The following is a 24,050-nucleotide window of genomic DNA, read 5'->3' on the forward strand; positions in this document are numbered from 1 at the left end:
AAAGATTACACCGGAACAGGCTGAATCTCCAAAACGCCTTAACTTTGAGAACTTCGCCTCGTCGCACGGCGACGCCCACGTCCCCGCGACTGTTCCGATCCCTGGGAAGTTTCAGTCTTCACCTCAGTCTTTTCCTCGGCAGGTGCCGTCTCCACTGGAGTGGTCCTGCGCACCGCGCGGCGCCTGCCACGGCTTGATCCGGAAGTCCTTGTATCAAGGACCTTTTCGACGACAGGCTGACCCGATCGCTTCGGTGCCGCCTGCACTGGCTCTGGCTCGGCTACCTCTTCAACCTCTTTGACCTCTTTGACAAAGTCTTCCTGGCGAGGACGATGATCGGAGCGAGAATTTCCACGGGTCTTCCGCTTGCGACGAGGCGAGCTTTCAAATTCTGCAACCGCCTGATCGAAGGACTTCTCCCCTTCACCAACTACGCCTGCGGAATCGTCGTCAAGCGCTTGATCTTCTGTGACCTCGCTTGTCTTCTCGCTCACCTGCTCATTCGTGCGACCCTTGCCACGTCCCCGGCCTCGACGGCCACGGCGCTTGGAGCCACGGCGAGTGGACTCTTCGGAGCTGGACTCGCTCGCCGAATCCTGCTCCGAATCCGGCTCCGAATCCGGCTCGGTGATGCCAATCACAGAATCGGCCAGGGCTTCAAAATCCTTTGCGGGCTCAGCAGTTTCGCGGGAGCTTTCGCGGTTTTGCTGTTCCTCGTGCGACTGCGTCTCCGGCGCGATCTCGCGCGAATGCATTGCTACAGCTGCCGGATGCGACGAAGGATCATGCTCCGACTTGTGGTGCTTCTTTTCCCACTTGTCGTGATGATTCTGGTCATGTTCAACCGGATCATCCTGGATAATAATGCCGCGACCACCACAGCACTCACACTCGGTGGAGAAGGTCTCCAGCAGCCCGGTGCCCAGGCGCTTGCGAGTCATCTGCACCAGACCAAGTGAGGTCACCTCGGAGACCTGGTGGCGAGTGCGATCGCGCCCCAGCGCCTCCTTCAGGCGGCGCAGCACCAATTCCTGGTTTTCCGGCAGGATCATGTCAATGAAGTCAACGATGATCATGCCACCCATATCGCGCAGGCGCATCTGACGCACGATCTCCTCGGCCGCCTCCAAGTTATTGGAGGTAACGGTCTCTTCCAGGGAGCCGCCCGAACCCGTAAATTTGCCGGTGTTCACATCGATCACCGTCATGGCCTCGGTGCGATCGATCACCAAGGTACCGCCGGAAGGCAGCCACACCTTGCGACCGAGTGCTTTTTGCAGTTGTTCGTCGACACGATGCTCTTCAAAGGCATCAGCACCGCCGTGGGCACTTCGATCGAACTTGACCAAACGGTCAGACAGATCCGGCGCAACCTTATCTACGTAATTGTGCACGACGTTCCAGGAGCGATTGCCGTCGACGATGAGTTCCTTGAAGTCCTCATTGAACAGGTCCCGAATGACCTTGACCAGCATGTTCGGCTCTTCGTAGAGAGTGACCGGCTTTGCGCCCTTCGAGGATTTCTCCTTCTCGGCCTGCTCCTGAATTGCCTCCCACTGGGTGTGCAGACGATTCACGTCCGCCGCAATGGCTTCCTCAGATACGCCCTCTGCCGCGGTGCGGATAATCGCACCACCCTTACCTGGGACAACATTGTTCAAGATATCCTTCAAGCGCTTGCGCTCAGGAGCCGGGAGCTTCCGCGAAATACCGGCGCTGCGGCCACGAGGAACGTACACAAGGTAGCGGCCAGCCAAGGAAATCTGCGTAGTCAGGCGCGCACCCTTATGCCCCACGGGATCCTTGGTCACCTGCACGACCACCTGGTCGCCGGACTTCAGCGCATGCTCAATCTTGCGCGAACGTCCGCCCAGACCAGCAGCCTTCCAGTCCACCTCGCCGGCATAGAGCACGCCATTGCGACCCTGCCCGATATCAATGAATGCAGCCTCCATCGACGGCAGCACATTTTGCACGCGCCCCAGGTAGATGTTGCCAATCATCGAGTTGTTCTCATCCGAGGTGACAAAGTGCTCAACCAGCAGGCCGTCTTCCAACACGCCCACCTGTGTAATCCGGCCGTGGTGATCGTGGCGTTCACGTTCGCGGACAATCATCGAACGCTCCACTGATTCCCGGCGCGCCAAGAATTCCGCTTGCGAGACAATCCGGGAGCGCTTGCGGCCCTCTGCGCGACGCTCGCTGGTGCGACGACGTTGCGCCTCCAGCCGCGAGGAGCCCTTAATTGCCACTGGCTCGTTGTTCAGCTCCGGCTGTGCTTCTTCGGAGTCTAAGTCTTGGTCAGCGGCATCGTTGTCAAGCACTGCTTCATCGACGCTTGGATTGTTCGCTTCGCGACGATTTTCCCGCTCCGGTTGGTTGGCGTCGGTGGTACGACGAGCGCGACGGCGCTCTGAGCGCTCGGGAGCCTTAAACACTGGCGCGTATGCCTCTGCCATGGTGTCCTCGGCAGGTGCAGGGGTGATCTCAGGTGTGATGTCAGACAGTGGCTCATCGTCTACATCATCTACAACGTCTGAATCGTCTGAATCGTCTTCGTGGCTAGCTAGATCCGAATCAACCTTGGCTTCGATCTGGTGGATTTCGTTTTCCACATCTTTGCGCACGCGCTCGCGGATCTTTTCGTCGGCTTCGGCCGCGACATCCTCTGGCACCATCGAGTCCACGTTGGGATCAGCGGCCGCACCTTGGAGGGTATCAATTAACTGCAGAGCTTCCGCACGGGTCAGTGTCGATTGGGCGACTTTGACCAAGCCCATGCCATTGAGGGCAATGACCACGTCTTTCGACGGCAGGCCCAACGCCTTGGCAAGGGAGAAGACGCGGATTTTCTCACCGATCGTGGAACGGTCAAAGGACTCCAGTTGGCTTTTCTCCTTGGCAGGCTCTTTCACCGGTGCCTTCTGGGTGGCCTTCTTGGTAGCCCGCTTGCGGGTCTTCTTTGCAGGCTGCGCAGTATTTTCTTGTTTTTCTTGATTGTCACTATTTTCAGCCACGACGGTCTCCTATTGTTACGCCCGTTGGACATAGCCACCGGGCGCTGGCAATGTAATCTGCGGGTTTCTTACCGCATCGCCGCCGCCACACAGGGACCACACTCACAACGGAACTGGTGTTGTAATACCAAAAGCTTGTTCGGCGCGCCATGATGCCAAGCCCCACTTGGGCTTGGCCGGTACGCGCTGCTCTCCATTGTGGCACAGCTCGCCAAAGAATCGGCGTTCAACCTGCATTAAAAATGTGATTACTAGCGCACTCTTACTGGATGAATCCCGCCTCCGGGGACCATTGCTTGGTCACCGCAAGGTGCACAGGTGCGTTATCTACCTCAACATCGGAGACGCGGTAGTACTCCATGGTCACGTCCGCAGGGTGAATGCTGACCACTGCGAAACCGTGAGCATCGAAGTCGAGGTGCTTGACCCACGGGTTCTGGCCTCGGACAATGTCTTCAACCATGAGGCTGACCTGGTTGTTTTCAGGCACGTATTGGCCAGTATTCGTGGTGATGATCTCGTCGACGTTTGGTGCCGAGATACTCGTACCAACAAGTTCCGCGCCGATGCGCTCGTCGCCAAGGTAAATCTCGTTGGCCCACTCGGAGTGGATATCTCCGGTCAGGAACAAGATATTGCTGCCCTTATCCTTGAGCTCTTGGAGCAAAATGCGCCGATCGTTGGCATAGCCGTCCCACTGATCCGAGTTCAGCGCGATGCCTGTGGAGCGTTCGCTGATCCACCCGATTGCCTCATTGGCAGAGGATGCCTGGGAGCTGGTTTCCGGGATAGTGCCAAGCTTCAGCGGAGCCATCATCACCGAATTGCCCAGCACATTCCAGCTCGTCTGCGAGGTGCGGATCTGGCTGCGCAGCCACTCGAATTGCTCGCTGCCTAGCATCGTGCGGTCTGGGGCATTGAAGTACGCCGAGCTGGTCTCGGCATCGCGGTAGGTGCGTAGATCCATCATGGTCAGCTCGACCAGGGAACCAAAACGCAGCGAGCGGTAGAGATGACCGCCCTCAGATGGGTTCGATGCACGCACCGGCAGCCACTCGAAGTACGCCTGCATGGCTGCATTCTTGCGATCGATCCATGCGCCCTCAGCGCCCTCGGTGTGGTTTTCCGCGCCATCACGCCAGGAGTTATCCGCGGTTTCGTGGTCATCCCAAATCACAATCCACGGTGCGGCATGGTGTGCTTCTTGGAGGTAAGAGTCCTGCTTGTAGCGGCCGTGACGAGTGCGGTAGTCCCGCAGGGTGAGTATCTCGTGTGCTGGCCAGTGCGGGCGCGAAACGCCAGATTTACCCGCGTAGCCACCGTTTTCGTATTCATAGATGTAGTCGCCGAGGAAGACTACGGCGTCAATGTCACCAGCCAGTGCCTTATTTGCCAGTCCCCGGTATGCGGAGAAGTAACCCGACTCCCAGTTTGCACACGAGGCAACACCGAAATTCACCTCGGTGTTTTCCTCTGTGTAGTCCGGTGCCGTCTTGGTCCGTCCAACTGCCGAAGTCTGCCCAAGAGCATGGAAGCGGTAGTAATAAATACAGTTTGGCTCGAGCCCGTGCGGGTCAACGTGCACGGTGTGGTCGGCAGCCGCGGTAGCCACGACATCGCCCGAGGTAACAATCGAGGCAAAGTCCTCGGTTGAAGAGACTTCCCAGCGCACCACGACGTCGTCGCCAAGCCCCGAGCCCGGCACTGCCTCCTCGCTTGAGGTTACGCGCGTCCACAGGACCACGGAATCCGGGATCGGGTCACCCGAGGCAACACCGTGCATGAACACGGTGGTCGGTGGTGTGACGAAGCCCGGCAGCGCCCGGGCCCCAGGAAGCACCGAGCTTGACGACGAAGACTGTGCCTGCGCGGGTACCGCTCCGGCTGCCGCAACTGCGGCGGTGGCGATGGCTGTGGATTGCAGGAATCGACGGCGGGGTACTCCGTGGGATGTTGAATTGTTCACGCTGAACAGTTTTCAAACGCAGTATTTGCTTGGCAAGCTGTTAAACCAACTATTAGGCCAATCTTTTCCGAATATTTACCCAGTTAACACACTAGTAACCTTCAGGCAATTCTTAGTTTGCCCCAACAAAGCTCAATTCTTTTAGCGTTCACTCAAGTGCCACATTTCAGACATATCACTCCGATTTAATAGCTTGGTCATTCTTTTCCCTGCCGCCATAGTTATCCGTATTTTTCGCAAAATCGAAGAGGTTTTCCGTGCGTCGCACTTCTCCCGTAGCCATTATCACCGCGCTGGCGCTAGCCGCATCGACCGCATTCGGTGCCCCTGTAGCAACAGCTCAAGATGACCCAACCTTCCGCACAATTCTCGGCGTTGGCCCAGATAATTCTGGTGTCCAATTGTCTTGGCGCTCCGACTACGAGGGCCAGGAATTCGTCCGCGTACACCCTGTCGATGCTCCTGATCAGGTGCAGGAATTCTCCGGCTACGACGTTGACGGCGGCGCCCATATGTTCAATTCCAAGCACGCCGAGGTCACGGGCCTTACTCCTGCCACCAAGTATTCCTACTCGATAGGCTCGGATGCTGCAGGTTGGTCACCGGCTTATGAGTTCACCACCGACGATACCGACGCCAACTGGAACTTCCTCGCCTACACCGATGCCCAGATCGGTGTGGACCTCAAGGTAGAAGAAAACGGCCAGACCTGGCGCGACACCACTGCTGTCTCCACAGCTAATTACCCAGATGCATCCTTTCTCCTTCACCTAGGCGATCAGGTGGAAGGCTGGGGCGACAAGGTCGCGCAGTACGCACAGTTCCTCTCCCCTGACCAGGTGCGCGAGTACCCCACCGCGGTTTTGTACGGAAACCACGAGGACTACCAGCTGGGAAAGCACTACTTCGACGAACACTACAACCTGCCCAATGAGCAGGGCGACAGCGCCAACTACTACTTCGAGCACAACAATGTTTTGTTCATTGGGATCAACTCGATGTTCAGCACGCCGGAGGACATTGCGCGCCACCAGCAGTTCATTCGCGACACCGTGGCAGCCCACGGTGGCGATAAGGACTGGATCATCGCAGGCATGCACCACGCCCCATTTTCCCAGGGCAGCCACACCCACGACGCTGACGTCGAAGCTGTCCGCGAAGGCTTGACTCCAGTCTTCTCGGAGACTGGGGTGGACTTGGTGATGTCCGGCCACGACCATATCTACACCCGCTCCCACCTGATGAACGGCACGACTCCGCAGGTCCCTGAGGCTCCCGCACAGGTCGGCGATCGCATTGTTCCTACCGAAGGCGAGACCCTCTACGTCACCCTCACCACCGCTACAGGTTCGAAGTACTACGACTTCTACGACCAGCTTGGTAACTCACACGCTGATGCCTCTCGTTCGGACACACTGGGCACTGGCCTCGAGCTTCCTACTACCGCCTACTGGCAGCAGGACTACACCCCGGATTACACCAACGTGCAGATCAGCGCTGACGAGATCACGCTCACTACTCACAACACCTACTCCGACGAGCTCGTCGACCAGGTCACTCTTTCAAAGTCCGGCACGCCAGCGCCAACGACTCCGGGCGAACAGATTGCCCCAGCACCGGAGGATCCACGTGATCCAGCAACGGTCATGGCTAATTCGGGATCTTCCCAAGATGAGCTACTCGACCTGCTTGATTCCGTTCTGCTTGCTGCCGATGGGTCCATCGGCCAGTACGTTCCGTACTACCGACGCGTAGCCAACGCCTTGGGTATTCGCTTTTAACCCACTGGCTCACCCGCAAACTAGCCCTGTTTCGGTGTGTGGAGTGTTTAGGAAATGTCCGTTTCGTCTAACATGGCACCATGGAAGACAAGCAGAACAATAAGGTTGACATCAAGCACGACCAGGACCTGCGCCGTTACACCATTTCTTATCAGGATGGCGAAACTCCTGCAGGCTACCTCGAGTACGAGGTTTACGGCACCGACCGGTATTTCACCCACACCGTGGTGAAGGAAGAATTCGGTGGGCGTGGCCTTGCAGGTCTCTTGGTCGGCGAAGCTGCCAAGGACACCTCCAGCAAGGGCCTGACCATTGTTGCAGAGTGCCCGTATGTAAAAGACTGGATGAAGAAGAACGACTACCAGGGCGATTGGCGCAATGCTTAAGCTAGAAAACAACTAACTCCCGTTCACAGCAATCAAATGCTGGGAACAGGAGTTTTTAACTTGGTCTTACTTGTTTGGGAACCAGATGCCAATCTCGCGCTCTGCGGACTCTGGCGAGTCGGAGCCATGGACAACGTTCTCGCCCACGGTCAAAGCAAAGTCACCGCGGATGGTGCCTGGGGTTGCCTTGGATACAGGATCGGTGCCACCAGCAAGCTGGCGCCAAGCTTCGATTGCACGCTCGCCCTCGACGATGCCAGCAACCAGAGGTGCGGAGGTGATGAAGTCAACCAGCTCGCCGAAGAATGGCTTGTCCTGGTGCTCTTCGTAGTGCTTCTCCGCGGTTGCACGGTCAGCGGTGCGCAGATCCAGCTCAACGAGCTTGAGGCCCTTGCGCTCGATGCGGGAGATGATCTCGCCAACGTGGCCGTTTGCAACGCCGTCTGGCTTAATAAGGATGAGTGTACGTTCAGTCATGCTAGATAGATTACAAGACACTCAAACAAGACGCAGGACCAACCTCCCTAACGGTCTAGTTCACGTACAAGGCGCTGTGCATCCTCTGCCGAGGCATAGCGAAACCACATGTGCACCTGCCGGATCGCCCCGGATTCATTGCCTTCGCGCTTCATTTGGCGAAGCGTATTCTTCTGATCTTCAGTCAGTTCCAGCTTCTCTGGCTCCATCTCGGACGCCTTCTTCATCAAGCCGAGCACCAAAAATACGGCAGCCGCAGCCAGGGCCACCCACGCCAACCAGGTCGAAGCACCGGTCCAGGTCAAAACCAGCGCCGCAATTGTGAACACCGCAGCAAGAACAAAGTACAAAATCCGCATAGTGGCCAGACTAATCGAGTCCCGCCGACTTGTCCGGACAGCCCAAACTCTTCGCAATGAACCTTAAGTGCTCCGGCACAATATCAATGTCGGTATGTGTATACAGCATGCGTGTGCCCACCACATCCTCGATCTCATTGAGCACCCATCCTCCTGCATGCGGCAGAAGATCAATGCCCACGAAGCTTTCCCACAGACTCGGCAGCGCCGCCACAATCTGCTCGACTAAACCGCGCTCCTGCGCACTGAGATCATAAACCCGCGCGCTACCACCGAGCGAAAAGTTCGAGCGAAAATCACTCGCCGATTCCCTCAGCATCGCCGCCACCACTTCCCCACCCAGCAGATAGATCCGCAGATCCACGCCCGGGGTATCTCCCGGTTGTTGCGCAATCAACGCATTGCTTCGCGACGAATAGCCCGCCCAATCCTTCGGCCCGCGCACTAATTCGACACCGTCTCCCCCATGCCCATCGACGGGTTTGATCACAAACGGATACTCGAAGGGCACTGACTCAAAAACCTGCACCGTCGGAAGCATCGGGACTCCGCGCGCGGAAAAATACTCGTAGGTAGACCACTTGTCATTAGTCACCGAGGCCACATCGGTGGGGTTGTGTACCGGGATGCCTCGGCGCTCACACTGCGTGCGTAACTCGGGGGCCACGCAACGAAAGATCGCTGCATCGGGGCGCTCGGCTAGCGGGGGCAGGTGCTCGTCGAGAAGCGAAATCTTGATCCCTTGCTGCGCGCCGCATTCGATGTAATGGTCGATCATCCACTGGTTACGGGCACGACGCTCAGCGTCGTAGACGAGCCAGAAGTTAAGCACGGGAGGTCTGCTCGCGGATATAGGCCATGATCGCGTCACCGATGTCGATGCCGGTGGTGCGCGACATGTTCACGAAGTGGGCGTTGGAGTTGACCTCGCAGACAATGGGGGTCCCATCGGCGTCGATGAGCAGGTCCACGCCCGCGAAATCTAATCCCAGGTGTGCCGAGGCTTGCAGCGCAGCGGTGCACTGCGCCTCGGTGGGAGTGATGGTGCGCGCGGTGCCACCGTGGGTAAGGTTCGCGCGGAACTCGCCGTCGGACGCGGTGCGCTCGATGGCGGAGACCACCTCGTCGCCCACCACTTGCAGGCGCAGGTCGTGGCCGGCGGCGGCCTCAACGAACTTCTGCAGCAGGCCCGCGCGGGTGCCCAGCTGGTCCAACCAGGACACCAGATCCTCGCGGGTGTGCATCAGGTGTACCTGGGCACCGAAGGAACCGAAGGACTCTTTTGCTACGAGCGGGAGGGAAAGGGCGGCGATGGCCTCGTCGATAAACGGCTCGTCTTGCCAGGACACCGGTGTATACCGCAGAGGGACAAGCCACGTCTCGGGTTGGGCAACCCCGCTATCTAGCAGCCGAACGTAGGTGAAGTATTTGTCGTCGCAGGCCTCGATGGCGGCTGCGGAATTGAAACAGCGCACGCCACTGGCTTCTATGCGCCGAGCCATATGCACATCTTTATCCCAGAACAGCACCCAGTCCGGGGTGGTGTGCGCAAGTCGTCCCTGGACCTGCGCATTGGTAATTAGCTCCGCGGACAGGCCAGCGCGTGCGGCGGACCGCTGTAGCCAGGCGTGAAGTTCATCGAACTTCGGCGAAGAGTAAAAGTGGTTCACCACAATCCAGCCGGACATCGGTGGCTCCTTAAGCAGGTTTTAGCCCATGTGCTGGGTGACCAGCAGGCCGCGTTCCATGCGATCGAGCAGGTTGCGACGCAGAGTAAGCACGAACCACCACACAAGGGCAAAGATCACGCCAATGGCGAAGATGGACCAGTGGATAAATATGCCCAGCAGCAGGAAGACCTGCAGGACAATCGCTGCGGGCAGGGCCCACTTGAAGCGGGTCATGAAGGCTAGCACGGTGTGCGCGGTGCCGAGTGCTACGAGGTAGACCCAGTTGGGAGTGGTCCACAACACGCCGTCGTCGATACGCAAAATTACTGTCAGCGACAAGAAGATGGTGATGGCCTCGAGGATCAGGGTCGCCGAGATCACCCCGTTGAGGCCCTTCATGGGGTCCTTCGCTGGGGCGTGGCCCTTGCCCAGCGGACCGACGGTATCGTCAGTGCCGTTTGCGGGGCTGCCTTCTGTTCCTATGGTCTCGTCGTTGCTCATCTAGGAGTCCTTTCCATACAGTGCGCGCGCTTGTCCCGCGGTAACAACCGAGCCGGTCACCACGATGCCGGTGCCAAGCTCAGCCTCTTCTTCGTCCAATAATTCACGAGCCATCTCCACCGCTGCGGGCAGATGCTCCTCAACATGGACGCGCTCATCACCGAAGATCGTGCGCGCAATTTCTGCCAGCTCGTAGGTGTCCAATGCGCGCGGCGAGTCCGGCTGGGTGACAATCACCTCGGCTAACACCGGCTCTAGTGCGGCAAGAATACCCGCGGCATCCTTATCCTCCAAGATACCCACCACGCCGATCAAGCGGGTGAAATCGAAATCACGCTCAAGAGCTTCGGCAAGTGCAACGGCACCGGCCGGGTTGTGCGAGGAATCTACAAAAGTTGTAGGCGTGGAGCTGACGCGCTCAAGTCTGCCCGGGACCTCCACTGCCGCGAACCCGCGCCGGATGGTGTTCTGGTCGAGCTGGTGTTCCGAGTTGGCACCGAAGAAAGCCTCGACGGCGGCCAATGCCACAGACGCGTTGCTAGCCTGGTGCGCACCGGACAGCGGCAGGAAGATCTCCTCGTAGGTGCCGCCGAGTCCCTGCAGGGTCAAGGTTTGGCCACCCACGGCCACAGAGGATTCCTTCACGTCGAATTCGGAGCCAAACCGAGCCACTGCGCTATCGGTTTCCACCGCACGCTTGAGGATCGCCTCCATGGCTTCAGGTTCTTGCTCGGCCACCACGACTACGGCATCCGGGTTGGTGATAATGCCGGCCTTCACCGATGCGATCTCACCGAGGGTACTGCCAAGGAAATCCGTGTGGTCGAGGGCGACCGGCATGATCACGTCCACGTCTGCCTGGATCACGTTTGTGGCATCCCAGGCCCCGCCCATGCCGACTTCGATAATCGCCACATCGACAGGCGCATCCGCGAATGCTGCATAGGCAATCGCGGTGAGCACCTCGAACTTGGACAGCGGGGTGTCAAAGCGCTCGTCGACAACAGAAATGTACGGCTTGATCTCGTCGTAGGTGCGCACGAAATCCTCGGGGTGGATCGGCGCACCATCGATGCTGATGGTGTCGGTGATCGATTCGAGCTGAGGGCTGACGAAATAGCCCACCCGGCGGTGGAATGCCTCGAACAAGGTCGAGATCATCCGCACCACGGAGGTCTTTCCGTTCGTTCCCGAGACGTGGATCGTCTTAAAGTTTTTCTGCGGCGAGCCGAGGATATCCATCAACATGGCGATCTTCTCAGTCGATGGGTCAATTTCGCGCTCGGAGGCGCGGGAATCCAATTCGGCTACCACGCGCGCAAGTTCTGCAAGATCGGCCTCGGTGGCAGGACGATCAATCGGCTCGACGGTCTCAGTTTCAAGATCGTCATAATCCGGCTCGTCATCGACTGCCTGGTGGCCCGCGTCTGCGCGACTGAGGTTCAAGGTAATGCCGTGATCGGTGGTCTGAATGTCAAAGTTCGGCTGTTCAGGAAGCTCCTCATCAGCGTCGAAATCTAAATCCTCCGCAGACACCGAGCCGGCATCGATCGCCTCGAGGATGCGCTTGATGGACTCGTCGTCTGAATGAGACTTTTGATCAGCCATTTACTTCAATGCCTCCAACCGGGCAGATACTCGCTCTGATTCTTCTTGCGCCAACTGTTGACGGTCGCGGATCTTCGCCACCACAGCCTCCGGCGCGTTGGCCAGGAATTGCTCGTTGCCCAGCTGCTTCGCCGTGGACTCGAGCTCCTTCTGTGCGGCGGCAAGTTCCTTCTCCAGGCGCTTGCGCTCTGCCGCGACGTCGACGGTGCCCGAGGTATCCAGGGCCACGTCCAAGGTGGTCTGGGAAAGACGCATTTCAATGCTTGCCGACGAGGCGAAGTCCCCGCCCGGCGCTTCCACCTTCGCGATATCGCGCACCAGGGTTTCTTGGCCCACCAGGTCTGCCGCAGCGAAATCAATCTGGCCCGGCACTTTCTGGGAAGGCTTAACTCCCTGGTCGGCGCGGAAACGACGCAGCTCGGTAATCAACTTGATCGCATCTTCGATGCGGCGCGCTGCTACCCCATCAGTTTGCGCTCCACCATTGGTGTCTGCAGAAGTTGGCCATGCAGCCTGAGTGATGGTCTCTTCCTCCGTCAGAGCCTGCCACAGCACCTCGGTGATAAATGGCATGGTTGGGTGCAAAAGACGCAACACCACATCAAGAGCGCGACCCAGCACGATCTGGGTGTTGCGGCCCTGTTCGGTGACTTCGTCGCGTGGGATCTGTGTCTTGGCAATTTCCAAGTACCAGTCACACAGCTCGTCCCAAACGAAGTGGTAGAGGTCCTCGTTGGCCTTGGCGAACTGGTAGTCATCCAGGCGCTCGTCGACACGCGAACGTACTTCTTCGAGGCGGTCCAGGATCCAGCGGTCCGCATCGGTGAGATCCTCGCGTGCTGGCAGCTCGCCAACGGCAGCGCCGTTCATCAGGGCGAACTTGGTGGCGTTGTAGAGCTTGGTGGCGAAGTTGCGCGCTGCCTGCGCGTTGTCCTCGCCGATGGGCAGGTCCACGCCCGGGTTCGCGCCGCGAGCGAGGGCGAAACGCAGCGCGTCGGCGCCGTACTCTTCAACCCAGTCCATCGGGTTGATGCCGTTGCCCAGCGACTTGGACATCTTGCGACCCTTTTCGTCGCGCACCAAGCCGTGCAGGTAGAGATCGTGGAAAGGAACCTGGGGGCGACCTTCAGGGCCCTCGCCTAGAACCTCAGGGGTTTCCTTGCCTGCGAAGGTGCCAAACATCATCATGCGGGCAACCCAGAAGAACAAGATGTCGTAGGCGGTGACCAGCACAGACGTCGGGTAGAACTTTTCCAACTCGGCGGTTTTCTCCGGCCAGCCCATCGTAGAAAATGGCCACAGCGCGGAGGAGAACCAGGTATCCAGTACGTCTGGGTCCTGCTCGTAGCCGGCAGGTGGCTCCTCATCTGGACCAACACAGACAACTTCGCCTTCCGGCCCGTACCAGATTGGGATGCGGTGACCCCACCACAACTGGCGCGAAATTGTCCAGTCATGCATGTTGTCGACCCACTCGAAGTAGCGCTTTTCCATGCTCTCCGGGTGGATTTTGGTGTCGCCTTCTCGCACGGCGTCGCCTGCCATCTTGGCTAGCTCTTCAACCTTGACAAACCACTGCAGCGACAGACGAGGCTCGATAGCCTCGCCGGAGCGCTCGGAGTGGCCGACCGAGTGCACGTAGGGGCGAACTTCCTTGGCAATGCGGCCCTGCTCGGCTAGTGCCTCGCGGACCTTCACGCGGGCATCCTCGCGGGTCAGACCATCAAACTGGGTGCCGGTATCAGCAATGCGGCCGGTTTTGTCCATGATGATCGGCATGTCCAGGTTGTGGCGCAGGCCCATCTCATAGTCATTCGGGTCATGGGCAGGCGTGATCTTTACAGCACCAGTACCGAATTCCATGTCCACGTAATCATCGGCGACAACCTTTAGCTTGAGATCGTCGCGGAATGGGTGGTCGAATTCCTGCCCGATGAGGTCCTTGTAGCGCTCGTCCTCAGGGTGCACGGCGATAGCCACGTCGCCGAGCATGGTTTCCACACGAGTGGTGGCAACGATGAGGTGCGGCTCATCGTCGTTAAGCGAACCGTAACGAATAGAGACCAGCTCACCCTCGACGTCCTTGTACACGACCTCGATGTCGGAGACAGCGGTTTCCAGAACCGGCGACCAGTTGACTAGGCGGTAGTCGCGGTAGATCATGCCCTTGTCGAAGAGCATTTTGAAGATGGTCTGCACCGCACGCGAGAGATTGTCGTCCATGGTGAACGCTTCACGGGACCAGTCCACCGAATCGCCGATCGCGCGCATCTGCGTGGTGATCGTGCCACCGTACTGCTCTTTCCACTCCCACACGCGCTTGACAAATTCCTTGCGGCCGTAGTCATAGCGATTCTTGCCTTCGGTCTCTTGCAGCATCGCTTCAACCTTGGACTGGGTAGCAATACCCGCGTGGTCCATGCCCGGCAACCACAAAACCTCATAGCCCTGCATGCGCTTGCGGCGCACAAGTGAGTCCGCCAACGTGTGGTCGAGCGCGTGGCCCATGTGGAGCTGGCCCGTCACGTTTGGTGGCGGAAGAACAATGGAATACCCGGGCTTCTCGCTGGCTGGATCGGCCGTGAAGTAGCCCTTCTCCACCCAGTTGTTGTAAATATCCGCCTCTAGGTGCTGCGGCTCCCAATTCTTCGGGAGCGCATCCGCACGATTCTTTCCCACTAATGCATCAGTCACGCCGACTAGTTTAGCCGGTTGCTGCGCCGACCCCTACCTCGGCTTGGACTGTTACTTCAAACCCGTCGTCGAGCGCAATGTGAATCGTAGCCACACCGTCAGAGTCAATGGTGATGGTCTCGCGCACCAGCGGACCAGGTCCCGAGCGAGCGATTTCCACCTGCTGGAGATTAGCCACGTCACGCAGGTCCCGCTCGAATGGCACGCGGACTTCCGCTAGCACCGAGAAATCACCGGGACTGTCGTCATCCATGCTGGAGTACTCCACGTAGCGGAACACACCAACGTTGTGCGCGGCCTGGTAGTTTCGCGTCACTTTAATTTCGCCTTCGCTTGTCGACGAGTCCTCCGGCCCGACCAATTCATCGAAGCTGATCGTGGCACCTTCGTCTTCCTCGCGGAACACGCCGATGCGCCTGGCTAGGCGATCACGCAGTTGAACAGCAGAATCTGGGTCCGCGGCAATGGCCAACCCGACAGCTGTGGATGCCGTAGGAAGTGGCGAGCGGTGCACCCTGCGACCGAAACGCTCGCGCAAGATTCTGGCCACTAGTGGCAGCGCGGAGGCCCCGCCGACGAGGTACAGCCCGGCGATCTCAGTCTCGCGCAGCGAATCCTGCTCACCGAGTAAGGGTTTGAGCGCCTCGACAGTGCTTTCCACCAGCGGTGTTGCAGCCTCAAAGAAATCCGCCACTAGAACTACAGCCTCACCCTCTGGCAGGTCGATGAGGATTCTCCTGGATTGGGGCTTGATTTGTTCCTTTGCCTGGCGAATCGCATCCATCGTGCGTACTGGTACGCCCGCGGAGAGCTGCTCCGGGGACAGAACCAATCCGGCAAGGACATCATCGAAGTCGTCGCCGCCTAGGCGCGCAATACCCGTGGAGCGCTCCACCACGTGGTCAAGCCCATCGATGCGCAACAGAGTGGCATCAAAGGTGCCTCCGCCAAGATCGAACACAATGATCGAGGTGCGTTTCGTGTTCAGTGTGCGGGAATACCGGTGGCTGTATTCAAAGCCAGCAGCACTTGGCTCATTGACTAAGCCAAGGACGGTCGCGCCTGCCCTTGTGAAGGCATCCACCGTAAGCAGACGCTGCGCGGAACGCGCGTGAGCTGGCACACCTAAGATGATCTCGATCGGCTCATTGTCGGCGAGGTTAGCCTTCAACTGCTTGACCACGTAGGTGGCAAATTCTCTGAGCACCGTAGAGAGGGGAAACTTCTTGTCCCCCACCTTGATCTGGGTGTGCGCCGAGACATCCGGGGCCGAGAGATAACGCTTGAAAGAGCGCGTCAATTCAACCCCGTCTAAAGCTTCGGCATCCCAGCCCGACAGTAGTTTCCCATCGTGGTGGGCGACTACCGTCGGGATGAACTCCTGCGGGTCACCTTGAGTATCGGTGACATTAACAACCGGGTAGTTCCCCCGATCGACCTCCGCGATTACCGTTCGGGTGGTTCCAAAATCTATGCCGTAGCGCATGAATCCACCTTAGCCCGGATCACCGGAGCTGGCAGGTTTACAGCAGGTCTGACACAGAGTCCCGCTCAGCTTGGAGCTCAGCGATATTTGCTTCAATCCGCTCGCGCTGGAAGTCGTTCAGGTCAAGGCCCTCGACAACCTTCCATTCACCATTCTCACCGATAGCTGGGAAGCCGAAGACCAGGCCTTCAGGCACCCCGTACTCGCCACGCGAAGGCATCGCGACTGTAGTCCACGAACCGTTGGTGCCCTGGACCCAATCACGCATGTGATCTACTGCCGACGACGCAGCCGACGCCGCCGAGGACTTTCCACGCACCTCAATGATCTCGGCGCCGCGCTTTGCCACGCGAGGAATGTACTCATCGGTGTACCAAGCCTGATCGACCTCGTCGATAAGCATCTTGCCACGTGCAGTAGCAAAGCTCAGATCAGGGAATTGGGTTGCGGAGTGGTTGCCCCACACAACGAGCTTCTCAATTTCACGGGTATTGATCCCGAGGTTGGTGGCCAGGATCGATTCCGCACGGTTGTGGTCCAAGCGCATCATCGCGTTGAAGCGCTCGGCGGGAATATCCGGGGCAGAATGCTGAGCGATCAGTGCGTTCGTATTGGCAGGATTGCCCACGACGAGCACGCGAACATCGTCAGCAGCATGATTGTTCAGCGCTGCGCCCTGTGGTCCGAAAATGGGGCCATTGCCCTTCAGCAGGTCGGCGCGCTCCTCGCCCTTTCCTCGTGGTTTTGCGCCAACGAGGAACACTGCATTAGCGCCGTCGAATGCCACGTTGGCGTCGTCGGTGACATTGACTGCAGAGAGCAGGCCAAGGGCAGAATCTTCCAGCTCCAAGGCGACGCCTTCGGTTGCTCGGACTCCCTGCGGAATGTCGAGCAGGTTCAATTCCACTTCGCGATCGGGGCCGAACACATCGCCGCTCGCGATACGCCACAGCAATGAATAAGCAATATTTCCGGAGGCTCCAGAAACCGCTACCTTTACGGGGGTCTGAGCTTGGGCCTGTTGGGAGTTCACCATGTGATCGTCCACCTCATCTTCATAGGGTCAAATCGACGTTTTTCCTTCCCCCCACTGTACATTTTTTGCCCCTGCTTTAACTGCCGTTCACTCTTCCGGAAACCTTGGCGTGCCGTTCGAGCCGCCGCCACCATGAAACTCGAATGGAATGATCATTGTTCTCCGTTAGGGTGCCAGATTTGACCCCAGAGGTTCAGGGAAAATACCCCTATTCCCCCCTATTAACCGGGGATTTTCCCCCAAAATATTGGGAAAAACATACTTGTTCACAATTTTAGGTGGGTTTCGGGCACGATAGATAGCGAATGTTGATTGCAACAATCCTTGCGATTGTTGCTCGGAGGAAAGTGAACATGACTGAAAGCAGAAATGCTCAGGAACAGGAACCCTTCGAGGCCGATTTACCGGAAGCCTCGAGTGGGGTCCCCGTTGAACATGTCATTTCCATCGCCCTCGATCAGTTTTCGGAGCAAGGTTTCGCCGACACCAAACTAGATGCCATTGCCAAAGAATCTGGCATGTCCAAGCGAATGATTCACTATCATTTCGGCGACAAAAAGGGCCTCTATCAACAGGCACTGATCTATGCGGTTGGCGCCATGCAGCCCCCCGCCGAAGTACTCGACCGCTCCTATGCGGTACCAGTCGAGGGCGTGCGTCGCTTCGTCGATGCGCTCTATTATCGGATGGCCGAGCGCCCTGAGGCGCTACGCCTGCTCATGCGCGAAAGCCTCAACCCAGTCCTCGAACTGCAAGAGATGTCGTCTATCACCGACACCTCGGATCTCACGCTCCACCTTGAGCGCTTGCTCATGATGGGCCAAGATGTTGGCGCATTCCGCCCCGACATTTCCGCGGATGACATCTTGGTGTTGATCATTTCGTTGACCAGCTACCGGGTGACCAGCCGCAATCTCACCCTAAACTTGTTTAACATCGACTTGCTCAGCCGAGAAAACACCGAAGGCATGCGCCGCTTCATCATCGATGCGGTGCTCGCCTTTTTGACCTCGAATATCCCAGATTCTGGTCATTCCAGCTATCTCGTACAAGAATCGCCGCTACCACGCGATTCGGGTAACGGCGAACTCTACGAGATTGATAGCGAGATCTACTAGGCGCTCTTCTCTTCGTCGGCAAGCACAAACGTTGGCTCCGCCTCACCGCGCACAACCCCGTCGGAAATGATGACCTCGACTACGTCATCGCGATCCGGCAGCTCGTACATGATGGGAACCAGAATTTCCTCCATGATGGCGCGCAGACCACGAGCACCGGTGCCACGCTCGGAGGCCTTATCCGCAATTTCGCTGAGCGCTTCATCCGTGAAGGTCAGCTGTGCATCATCCATAGCAAAGAGCCGCTCGTACTGCTTGACCAGGGAGTTCTTCGGCTCGGTGAGCACGCGGACCAGCGATTCACGATCCAGGTTTTCCACTGTTGCCACAATAGGAAGACGGCCGATGAATTCAGGGATGAGGCCGAACTTGACCAGATCCTCCGGCTGAGCCTGCGCAAAAAGGTTCTGCTTATCGCGCTCGCTTGCGGAATCAATCTCGGCACCGAAACCGATCCCCTTCTTGCCCACGCGCTCAGCAACCACCTTGTCTAGGCCCGCGAAGGCGCCGGCGACGATGAACAAGATATTAGAGGTATCCACCTGGATGAATTCCTGGTTCGGGTGCTTGCGCCCACCCTGTGGTGGCACCGACGCAACAGTTCCCTCGAGGATTTTCAGCAGCGCCTGTTGCACGCCTTCGCCGGAAACATCGCGAGTAATCGAAGGGTTCTCGCTCTTGCGCGAGATCTTGTCCACCTCATCGATGTAGATGATGCCGTGCTGCGCACGATTGACGTCAAAGTCAGCGGCTTGGAGCAGCTTCAGCAAAATATTCTCCACGTCCTCGCCGACGTAGCCCGCCTCAGTCAGGCTTGTTGCATCTGCGATCGCGAAAGGCACATCAAGCATGCGTGCCAGCGTCTGCGCCAGATACGTCTTGCCCGAGCCCGTCGGGCCAAGAAGCAGGATATTCGACTTGGAGATCTCCACACTGTCGTCGCGTTTGCTTCGCGACGAGGTGTGCTCCTCAGCCTTGATCCGCTTGTAATGGTTGTACACGGCCACAGACAAGGTGCGCTTGGCACTGTCCTGGCCAATTACGTACTGGTCAAGGAAAGCAGAGATCTCAGAAGGCCTCGGTAGACGGCTCTCCTCGGAGGTGTTCTCATCTTGGGAAGCCTGGAGTTCCTCTTCGATGATTTCATTGCACAGCTCGATACACTCATCGCAGATGTACACGCCACCGCCGGCGATGAGCTTCTTGACTTGCTTTTGGCTCTTCCCGCAGAAGGAACACTTGAGCAGGTCGGAGCTATCTTGGGTGATTGCCATATGTGAACTTAAACTCGCTTCGCTGTACTCGAGACATCTTGATTTGCAACTTGATTAACTACTGCACATCTCAACGCCAAAAGAGTCGAGATTATTGCTGTCAGGTGAAGTTAGATTGTATCGTCCCCACCCGACATAGTTCCTCTAATTCTAATCGGCGAGTCAAGTTCAACGAGTCTTTCTACTTCAAGCTACTTCAAGCTATCCGCGAGCTCGTAGGGAGCCTCAGTCACTTCGCGAACCGAATCGAGGGTCTCACCTTCTGCAACCTCAACGAGAGTCAGGCCCTTCTTCGAATCAACTTCGAAGACCGCGTAGTTGGTCACGATCAGATCGACGCACTTCGAACCCGTCAGAGGAAGCTTGCACTCGGTGAGGATCTTGGAATCACCCTTCTTCGTGGTGTGATCCATCATCAAGATGATCTTCTTTGCGCCGTGGACCAGGTCCATTGCGCCGCCCATACCCTTGACCTTCTTGCCTGGGATCATCCAGTTCGCCAGGTCTCCGTACTGGGAAACTTCCATCGCACCGAGCACAGCTACGTCGATGGCGCGGGAACGGATCATTCCGAAGGACTCAGAGGAAGAGAAGAAGGAGCCGCCAGGACCAATGGTGATGGTCTCCTTGCCGGCGTTGATCATTTCTGGATCAACTTCGTCTTCCTTTGGGTATGGTCCGACGCCCAGGATGCCGTTCTCGGAATGGAGAACAACCTCGAGGCCTTCCGGAAGGAAGCCAGGAATCAAGGTAGGCATGCCAATGCCCAGGTTGACGTACTGGCCGTTTTCTAGCTCTTGGGCGGTACGTGCCGCCATTTGTTCACGAGTCCAAGTCATTAGTTGCTCACCGTCCTGTTTTCAATGCCCGTTTCCTGCGGTCCGACCTCGACCACACGGTCGACGTAAATACCTGGCAGGTCAATGTCTTCTGGGCCAATTTCATCGACCACGTACTCTGCTTGGACGATGGTCACCTTGCCGCTCTTTGCAGCATCAGGGTTGAAGTTCTGCGCGGTCTTCGAGAACACGACATTGCCGTAACGGTCGGCCTTATGTGCGTGAACGAAGGCGAAATCTGCGCGAATGCCCTCTTCCATCACATATGCCTCACCGTTAAACTCGCGGACTTCCTTCGGACGAGAGTATTCCGCGATGGTCCCATCGGTGTTGTAACGCGTTGGGATGCCGCCTTCAGCAAGCTGAGTGCCAACGCCAGCCTTGGTGTAGAAAGCGGGAATGCCGGCGCCGCCTGCACGCAAACGCTCGGCGAGAGTGCCCTGCGGGGTGAATTCCACGGTCAGCTCGCCGGAGAGGTACTGGCGTGCGTATTCCTTGTTCGAACCAATGTAGGAACCGATGGAACGCGTGATCTTGTGGTCCTCGAGCAAGAGGCCGAGACCAAAGCCGTCGGTGCCAAGGTTGTTGGAAATGATGGTTAGGTCTCCGGCACCTTGGGCGCGAAGAGCATCGATCAGTCGGGCAGGGATGCCAACCAAGCCAAAACCACCAACGGCGATGGAAGCACCGTCAGGGATGTCAGCCACGGCCGCATCTATGGAAGCGATTGTCTTATCAAGCATGGGTCCACCTTACATGCCCGTTCACTTGTTGCACAAGGGTTCACAAAGCGTACTTTGTTCGCTAAGCTAACCATCACACCTCATACCGTTAAGACCACAAAGGAGGGGCACAGCATGGCGGAATCCCCACACGTCCAGTCACTTTCGCGTGGCCTGGCAGTGATTCGATCCTTCAATGCGCAGCATCCTCGCCAGAATCTGTCCAGCGTCGCAGAGGCAACGGGGCTCGCTCGCGCCACCGCACGCAGGTTCTTGCACACCTTGGTTGCTGAGGGCTACGCAGATACCGATGGCTCGGAATTCTGGCTCACCCCTGCGATCTTGGAGCTGGGTTACTCATATTTGTCTGGCCTCGGCCTGCCCGCCATTGCCCAGCCCCACCTAGAAAAGCTCTCGCGCGCGACAGATGAGTCTTGTTCTTTGTCGGTTCTTGATGGCACTGAGGTGGTTTATGTTGGCCGCGTCCCGGTGCGCCGGATCATGACGGTCAATATCATCATCGGCACCAGGTTTCCCGCTTATGCCACGTCGATGGGCAGGGTGCTACTTGCAGGGCTCTCCCCTGACGCACTCGATCGATATTTTAAGTCCGCCGAGATTAATACCCTGACACCGATAACGAAAATCGATGAAGTCGATTTACGTGCCACGCTGCAACAAGTGCGCAATGATGGATGGTGCCTGGTCGATCAAGAGCTCGAACCAGGGCTGCGCTCGCTTGCAGCACCAATTCATAACTCATCAGGAGAAGTGATCGCCGCGGTGAATATTTCCACCCAAACGTCCGTGCGTTCAATGGACACGCTGCTGGAAGAATTCCTCCCTGAGCTCCTCGATACCTGCAGAGACATTTCAAAGGACCTAGCAACTACGACAACTACGGCCCAGTCTTAGAAGTTTCTGCGAACTAATTTCATACGTTTCACCCCAGCACTGCTCCCGCAGTGAGCCACATATAGCTCCACAGAAAGGCACCTCATGTCTAACCCCACCGATATTGTCATCTGTAACCCAAAGCGCACCCCGGTCGGCCGCTACGGTGGCGCGTTCACCGGCATTCCTGTGCAGGATCTGGCGTCAATCGTCGTCAAGGCTGTCGTTGAGGAGTCCGGAATCAGCCCAGAGCATATCGACGATTTGATCTTGGGCCAGGCTTCACCCAACGGCGCAGCCCCAGCTCTTGGCCGTGTCGTTGCGCTTGACGCTGGTTTGGGCGAGTCCGTGCCTGGTATGCAGTTGGATCGTCGTTGTGGCTCCGGTCTCCAGGCTATTGCTACCGCGGCCGCGCACATCACCGCAGGTGCTGCTGACCTCATCATTGCTGGTGGCGCTGAATCCATGTCGCGCACCGAGTACACCATCGACGCTGACATCCGCTGGGGCAAGAAGGGCGGCGACATGGTGCTCCACGACCGTCTCGCCGAGGGCCGCGAGAAAGCCGGCGGCAAGAACCACCCAATCCCAGGTGGCATGATCGAGACCGCTGAGAACGTCCGCATCGAGTACAAGATCCCGCGCGACGAGCAGGATGAGATGGCTTACAACTCCCATATGCGCGCAGCGGCAGCCACCGACGCCGGCTACTTCAATGCCGAGATCGTCCCTGTTGCTGTCCCACAGCGCAAGGGTGACCCGATCATCGTGGACAAGGATGAGCACATCCGCCCAGAGACCACCCTTGAGTCCCTGGCAAAGCTGCGTCCCGTCATGGGCCGTCAGTTCGACGACGCGACCGTCACCGCAGGAAACGCCTCTGGCCAAAACGACGGCGCCGCAGCAATGATCGTGACCACCCGCGCCAAGGCCGAGGAGCTCGGCCTGACCCCATCGGTCACCCTCAAGGGCTGGGCCGTCGCAGGTGTCGCACCGGAGACCATGGGCATCGGCCCAGTTGCAGCAACCAAGAAGCTCTTCGACCGCCTCGACCTCACCTTCGACGACATCGACCTGATCGAGCTTAACGAGGCCTTCGCAGCGCAGGCACTGGCTTGCTTGCAAGAGTGGGGCATTTCGCCTGACGACGAGCGCCTCAACCCTTCGGGCTCCGGCATCTCCTTGGGCCACCCAGTTGGTGCGACCGGCGCTCGCATGATGGTTACCGCATCGCACTACATGGCACGTACCGAGGCGAATCGCGCACTGGTCACCATGTGTATCGGCGGTGGCCAGGGCTTGGCGGCAGTCGTCGAAAAGGAAGCTTAAACATGACAATCTTGCACTACGTCGAACGCGGCGACGCAAACAACCCAACTGTGGTTTTCTTAGGCTCGATCGCATCGACCACAGAGATGTGGGCGCCTCAGCTCGACGCGTTAGAGGGCACCCACCACCTCCTCGCCCTCGACCACCGTGGGCACGGTAATTCCCCTGTCGCCGATGTCGCACCTGGTGAAACCTCCGTCGCCGATCTGGCGCAGGACGTCCTGGACACCCTGGACGAGGCTGGCGTGGACTCCTTCAAGGTGGTCGGCTTATCCATGGGCGGAGCAATCGCGCAGTACCTCGCTGCAACTTCCGATCGTGTAGAAAAGGTCGCCCTATGCTGCACCGCCACCAAATTCGGCGGTCCCGAGAAGTGGCAGGGTCGTGCAAAGCTCACACGTGCAGAGGGCATGGAACCCATGGCCGACGGCGTTCTCGACCTCTGGTTCACCGACGACTTCAAGGAAAACAACCCTGCAGAAGTTGCCAAGTACCTTGAGATGATCAAGTCCACCTCGGGTGAGGGCTACGCGCAGGGCGCCGACGCACTTGCTTACTGGGACTTCGCCGATCGTCTCGGCGAGATCACCGTTCTTGTGCTCACCATCGCTGGTGACCAGGACAAATCCACCCCACCATCGGCGTTGGAGGAGATCGCCTCTGGTGTCTCTGGCGAGGTCACCTCCGTCGTGGTCTCCCCCGGCGCGCACGTGCCAACCGTGGAATCGCCAGAGCAGTTCACCAAGGCATTGGTGGACTTCTTGTAGGCCAATCGTCGTATAGCCCTCTGGGTGTGCTTTTTGCGAAGTGCACGCAGGGGGTTATTTTTTCACCGCCGACTCCATTAGGGACTTTCTCTAGGGGCAGAACTAGGGAAAACTCCTAGGTAACTG

Annotated in this window: 20 protein-coding genes; 6 read left to right on the plus strand and 14 right to left on the minus strand. The window is 58.0% G+C overall.

Annotation, left to right across the window (positions count from 1 at the left end):
• Nucleotides 1-38: 38 nt before the first annotated feature.
• Both ACXZ66_RS10495 and ACXZ66_RS10500 read right to left on the minus strand, forming a co-directional pair.
• On the minus strand, nucleotides 39-3,017 hold the full coding sequence (locus ACXZ66_RS10495; RefSeq protein ID WP_458748663.1) for a translation initiation factor IF-2 N-terminal domain-containing protein: 2,979 nt from the start codon (nucleotides 3,015-3,017) through the stop codon (nucleotides 39-41).
• A 262-nt stretch (nucleotides 3,018-3,279) separates the two neighbouring features.
• The gene (locus tag ACXZ66_RS10500) at nucleotides 3,280-4,983 is read right to left on the minus strand and encodes an alkaline phosphatase D family protein (RefSeq protein ID WP_458748664.1); all 1,704 of its coding nucleotides are present in this window, start codon (nucleotides 4,981-4,983) and stop codon (nucleotides 3,280-3,282) included.
• Between the two features lie 257 nt (nucleotides 4,984-5,240).
• Here ACXZ66_RS10500 and ACXZ66_RS10505 point away from each other — a divergent pair, with 257 nt between their 5' ends.
• Nucleotides 5,241-6,764: a purple acid phosphatase family protein gene (locus ACXZ66_RS10505; RefSeq protein ID WP_458748666.1), complete on the plus strand. Its 1,524-nt coding sequence runs from the start codon at nucleotides 5,241-5,243 to the stop codon at nucleotides 6,762-6,764.
• Nucleotides 6,765-6,844: 80 nt separating this feature from the next.
• Entirely contained in the window at nucleotides 6,845-7,150 is a 306-nt protein-coding gene (locus ACXZ66_RS10510; RefSeq protein WP_458748668.1) for a GNAT family N-acetyltransferase, read from the plus strand.
• Nucleotides 7,151-7,216: 66 nt separating this feature from the next.
• Here the strand turns inward: ACXZ66_RS10510 and ndk are convergent, their stop codons facing one another.
• The 9 genes from ndk to ACXZ66_RS10555 all read right to left on the minus strand — a co-directional run bounded on the left by ndk (nucleotide 7,217) and on the right by ACXZ66_RS10555 (nucleotide 16,981).
• Nucleotides 7,217-7,627 carry a nucleoside-diphosphate kinase gene (ndk, locus tag ACXZ66_RS10515; RefSeq protein WP_458748670.1) on the minus strand — a complete coding sequence of 137 codons (411 nt, stop codon included), beginning with the start codon at nucleotides 7,625-7,627 and terminating at the stop codon, nucleotides 7,217-7,219.
• 47 nt (nucleotides 7,628-7,674) lie between these two features.
• Nucleotides 7,675-7,986, minus strand: coding sequence for a hypothetical protein (locus ACXZ66_RS10520; protein WP_458748672.1), 312 nt, complete (start codon nucleotides 7,984-7,986; stop codon nucleotides 7,675-7,677).
• Nucleotides 7,987-7,996: 10 nt separating this feature from the next.
• Nucleotides 7,997-8,818 (minus strand): ATP-grasp domain-containing protein, encoded by an 822-nt coding sequence (locus ACXZ66_RS10525; protein WP_458748673.1) that lies wholly within the window; start codon nucleotides 8,816-8,818, stop codon nucleotides 7,997-7,999.
• Nucleotides 8,811-9,674: an ATP-grasp domain-containing protein gene (locus tag ACXZ66_RS10530; RefSeq protein WP_458748674.1), complete on the minus strand. Its 864-nt coding sequence runs from the start codon at nucleotides 9,672-9,674 to the stop codon at nucleotides 8,811-8,813. The genes ACXZ66_RS10525 and ACXZ66_RS10530 overlap by 8 nt, the downstream gene beginning before the upstream one ends.
• 21 nt (nucleotides 9,675-9,695) lie before the next feature.
• Nucleotides 9,696-10,055 (minus strand): DUF4233 domain-containing protein, encoded by a 360-nt coding sequence (locus ACXZ66_RS10535; protein WP_458751369.1) that lies wholly within the window; start codon nucleotides 10,053-10,055, stop codon nucleotides 9,696-9,698.
• Between the two features lie 102 nt (nucleotides 10,056-10,157).
• The gene (locus ACXZ66_RS10540; RefSeq protein WP_458748675.1) at nucleotides 10,158-11,765 is read right to left on the minus strand and encodes a bifunctional folylpolyglutamate synthase/dihydrofolate synthase; all 1,608 of its coding nucleotides are present in this window, start codon (nucleotides 11,763-11,765) and stop codon (nucleotides 10,158-10,160) included.
• Entirely contained in the window at nucleotides 11,766-14,459 is a 2,694-nt protein-coding gene (locus ACXZ66_RS10545; protein WP_458748677.1) for a valine--tRNA ligase, read from the minus strand.
• 10 nt (nucleotides 14,460-14,469) lie between these two features.
• Complete coding sequence (locus ACXZ66_RS10550) at nucleotides 14,470-15,945, minus strand: Hsp70 family protein (RefSeq protein WP_458748678.1); 1,476 nt, start codon at nucleotides 15,943-15,945, stop codon at nucleotides 14,470-14,472.
• 37 nt (nucleotides 15,946-15,982) lie between these two features.
• The gene (locus ACXZ66_RS10555) at nucleotides 15,983-16,981 is read right to left on the minus strand and encodes a malate dehydrogenase (protein ID WP_458748679.1); all 999 of its coding nucleotides are present in this window, start codon (nucleotides 16,979-16,981) and stop codon (nucleotides 15,983-15,985) included.
• A 353-nt stretch (nucleotides 16,982-17,334) separates the two neighbouring features.
• Between ACXZ66_RS10555 and ACXZ66_RS10560 the strand changes: the two genes are divergently transcribed.
• The gene (locus tag ACXZ66_RS10560) at nucleotides 17,335-18,099 is read left to right on the plus strand and encodes a TetR/AcrR family transcriptional regulator (protein ID WP_458748680.1); all 765 of its coding nucleotides are present in this window, start codon (nucleotides 17,335-17,337) and stop codon (nucleotides 18,097-18,099) included.
• Here ACXZ66_RS10560 and clpX read toward each other — a convergent pair.
• The 3 genes from clpX to ACXZ66_RS10575 all read right to left on the minus strand — a co-directional run bounded on the left by clpX (nucleotide 18,096) and on the right by ACXZ66_RS10575 (nucleotide 20,955).
• Nucleotides 18,096-19,373, minus strand: a complete 1,278-nt coding sequence (gene clpX, locus ACXZ66_RS10565) for an ATP-dependent Clp protease ATP-binding subunit ClpX (RefSeq protein ID WP_458748681.1) — start codon at nucleotides 19,371-19,373, stop codon at nucleotides 18,096-18,098. The two genes, ACXZ66_RS10560 and clpX, sit on opposite strands and share 4 nt — an antisense overlap.
• Nucleotides 19,374-19,564: 191 nt before the next feature.
• Nucleotides 19,565-20,212: a 3-oxoacid CoA-transferase subunit B gene (locus ACXZ66_RS10570; protein WP_458748682.1), complete on the minus strand. Its 648-nt coding sequence runs from the start codon at nucleotides 20,210-20,212 to the stop codon at nucleotides 19,565-19,567.
• A complete protein-coding gene (locus ACXZ66_RS10575) occupies nucleotides 20,212-20,955 on the minus strand; it encodes a CoA transferase subunit A (RefSeq protein ID WP_458748683.1) in 744 nt (247 codons plus the stop codon). The genes ACXZ66_RS10570 and ACXZ66_RS10575 overlap by 1 nt, the downstream gene beginning before the upstream one ends.
• A 114-nt stretch (nucleotides 20,956-21,069) precedes the next feature.
• On the opposite strand from ACXZ66_RS10575, the gene ACXZ66_RS10580 reads away from it, so the two are divergent.
• From ACXZ66_RS10580 to pcaD, 3 genes are all read left to right on the plus strand, one after another.
• Nucleotides 21,070-21,849, plus strand: coding sequence for an IclR family transcriptional regulator domain-containing protein (locus ACXZ66_RS10580; protein ID WP_458748684.1), 780 nt, complete (start codon nucleotides 21,070-21,072; stop codon nucleotides 21,847-21,849).
• Between the two features lie 84 nt (nucleotides 21,850-21,933).
• Nucleotides 21,934-23,157 (plus strand): acetyl-CoA C-acetyltransferase, encoded by a 1,224-nt coding sequence (locus ACXZ66_RS10585; RefSeq protein WP_458748685.1) that lies wholly within the window; start codon nucleotides 21,934-21,936, stop codon nucleotides 23,155-23,157.
• A gap of 2 nt (nucleotides 23,158-23,159) precedes the next feature.
• Nucleotides 23,160-23,924 carry a 3-oxoadipate enol-lactonase gene (gene pcaD, locus ACXZ66_RS10590; RefSeq protein WP_458748686.1) on the plus strand — a complete coding sequence of 255 codons (765 nt, stop codon included), beginning with the start codon at nucleotides 23,160-23,162 and terminating at the stop codon, nucleotides 23,922-23,924.
• Nucleotides 23,925-24,050: the final 126 nt, after the last annotated feature.

Source organism: Corynebacterium sp. S7 (assembly GCF_054401105.1).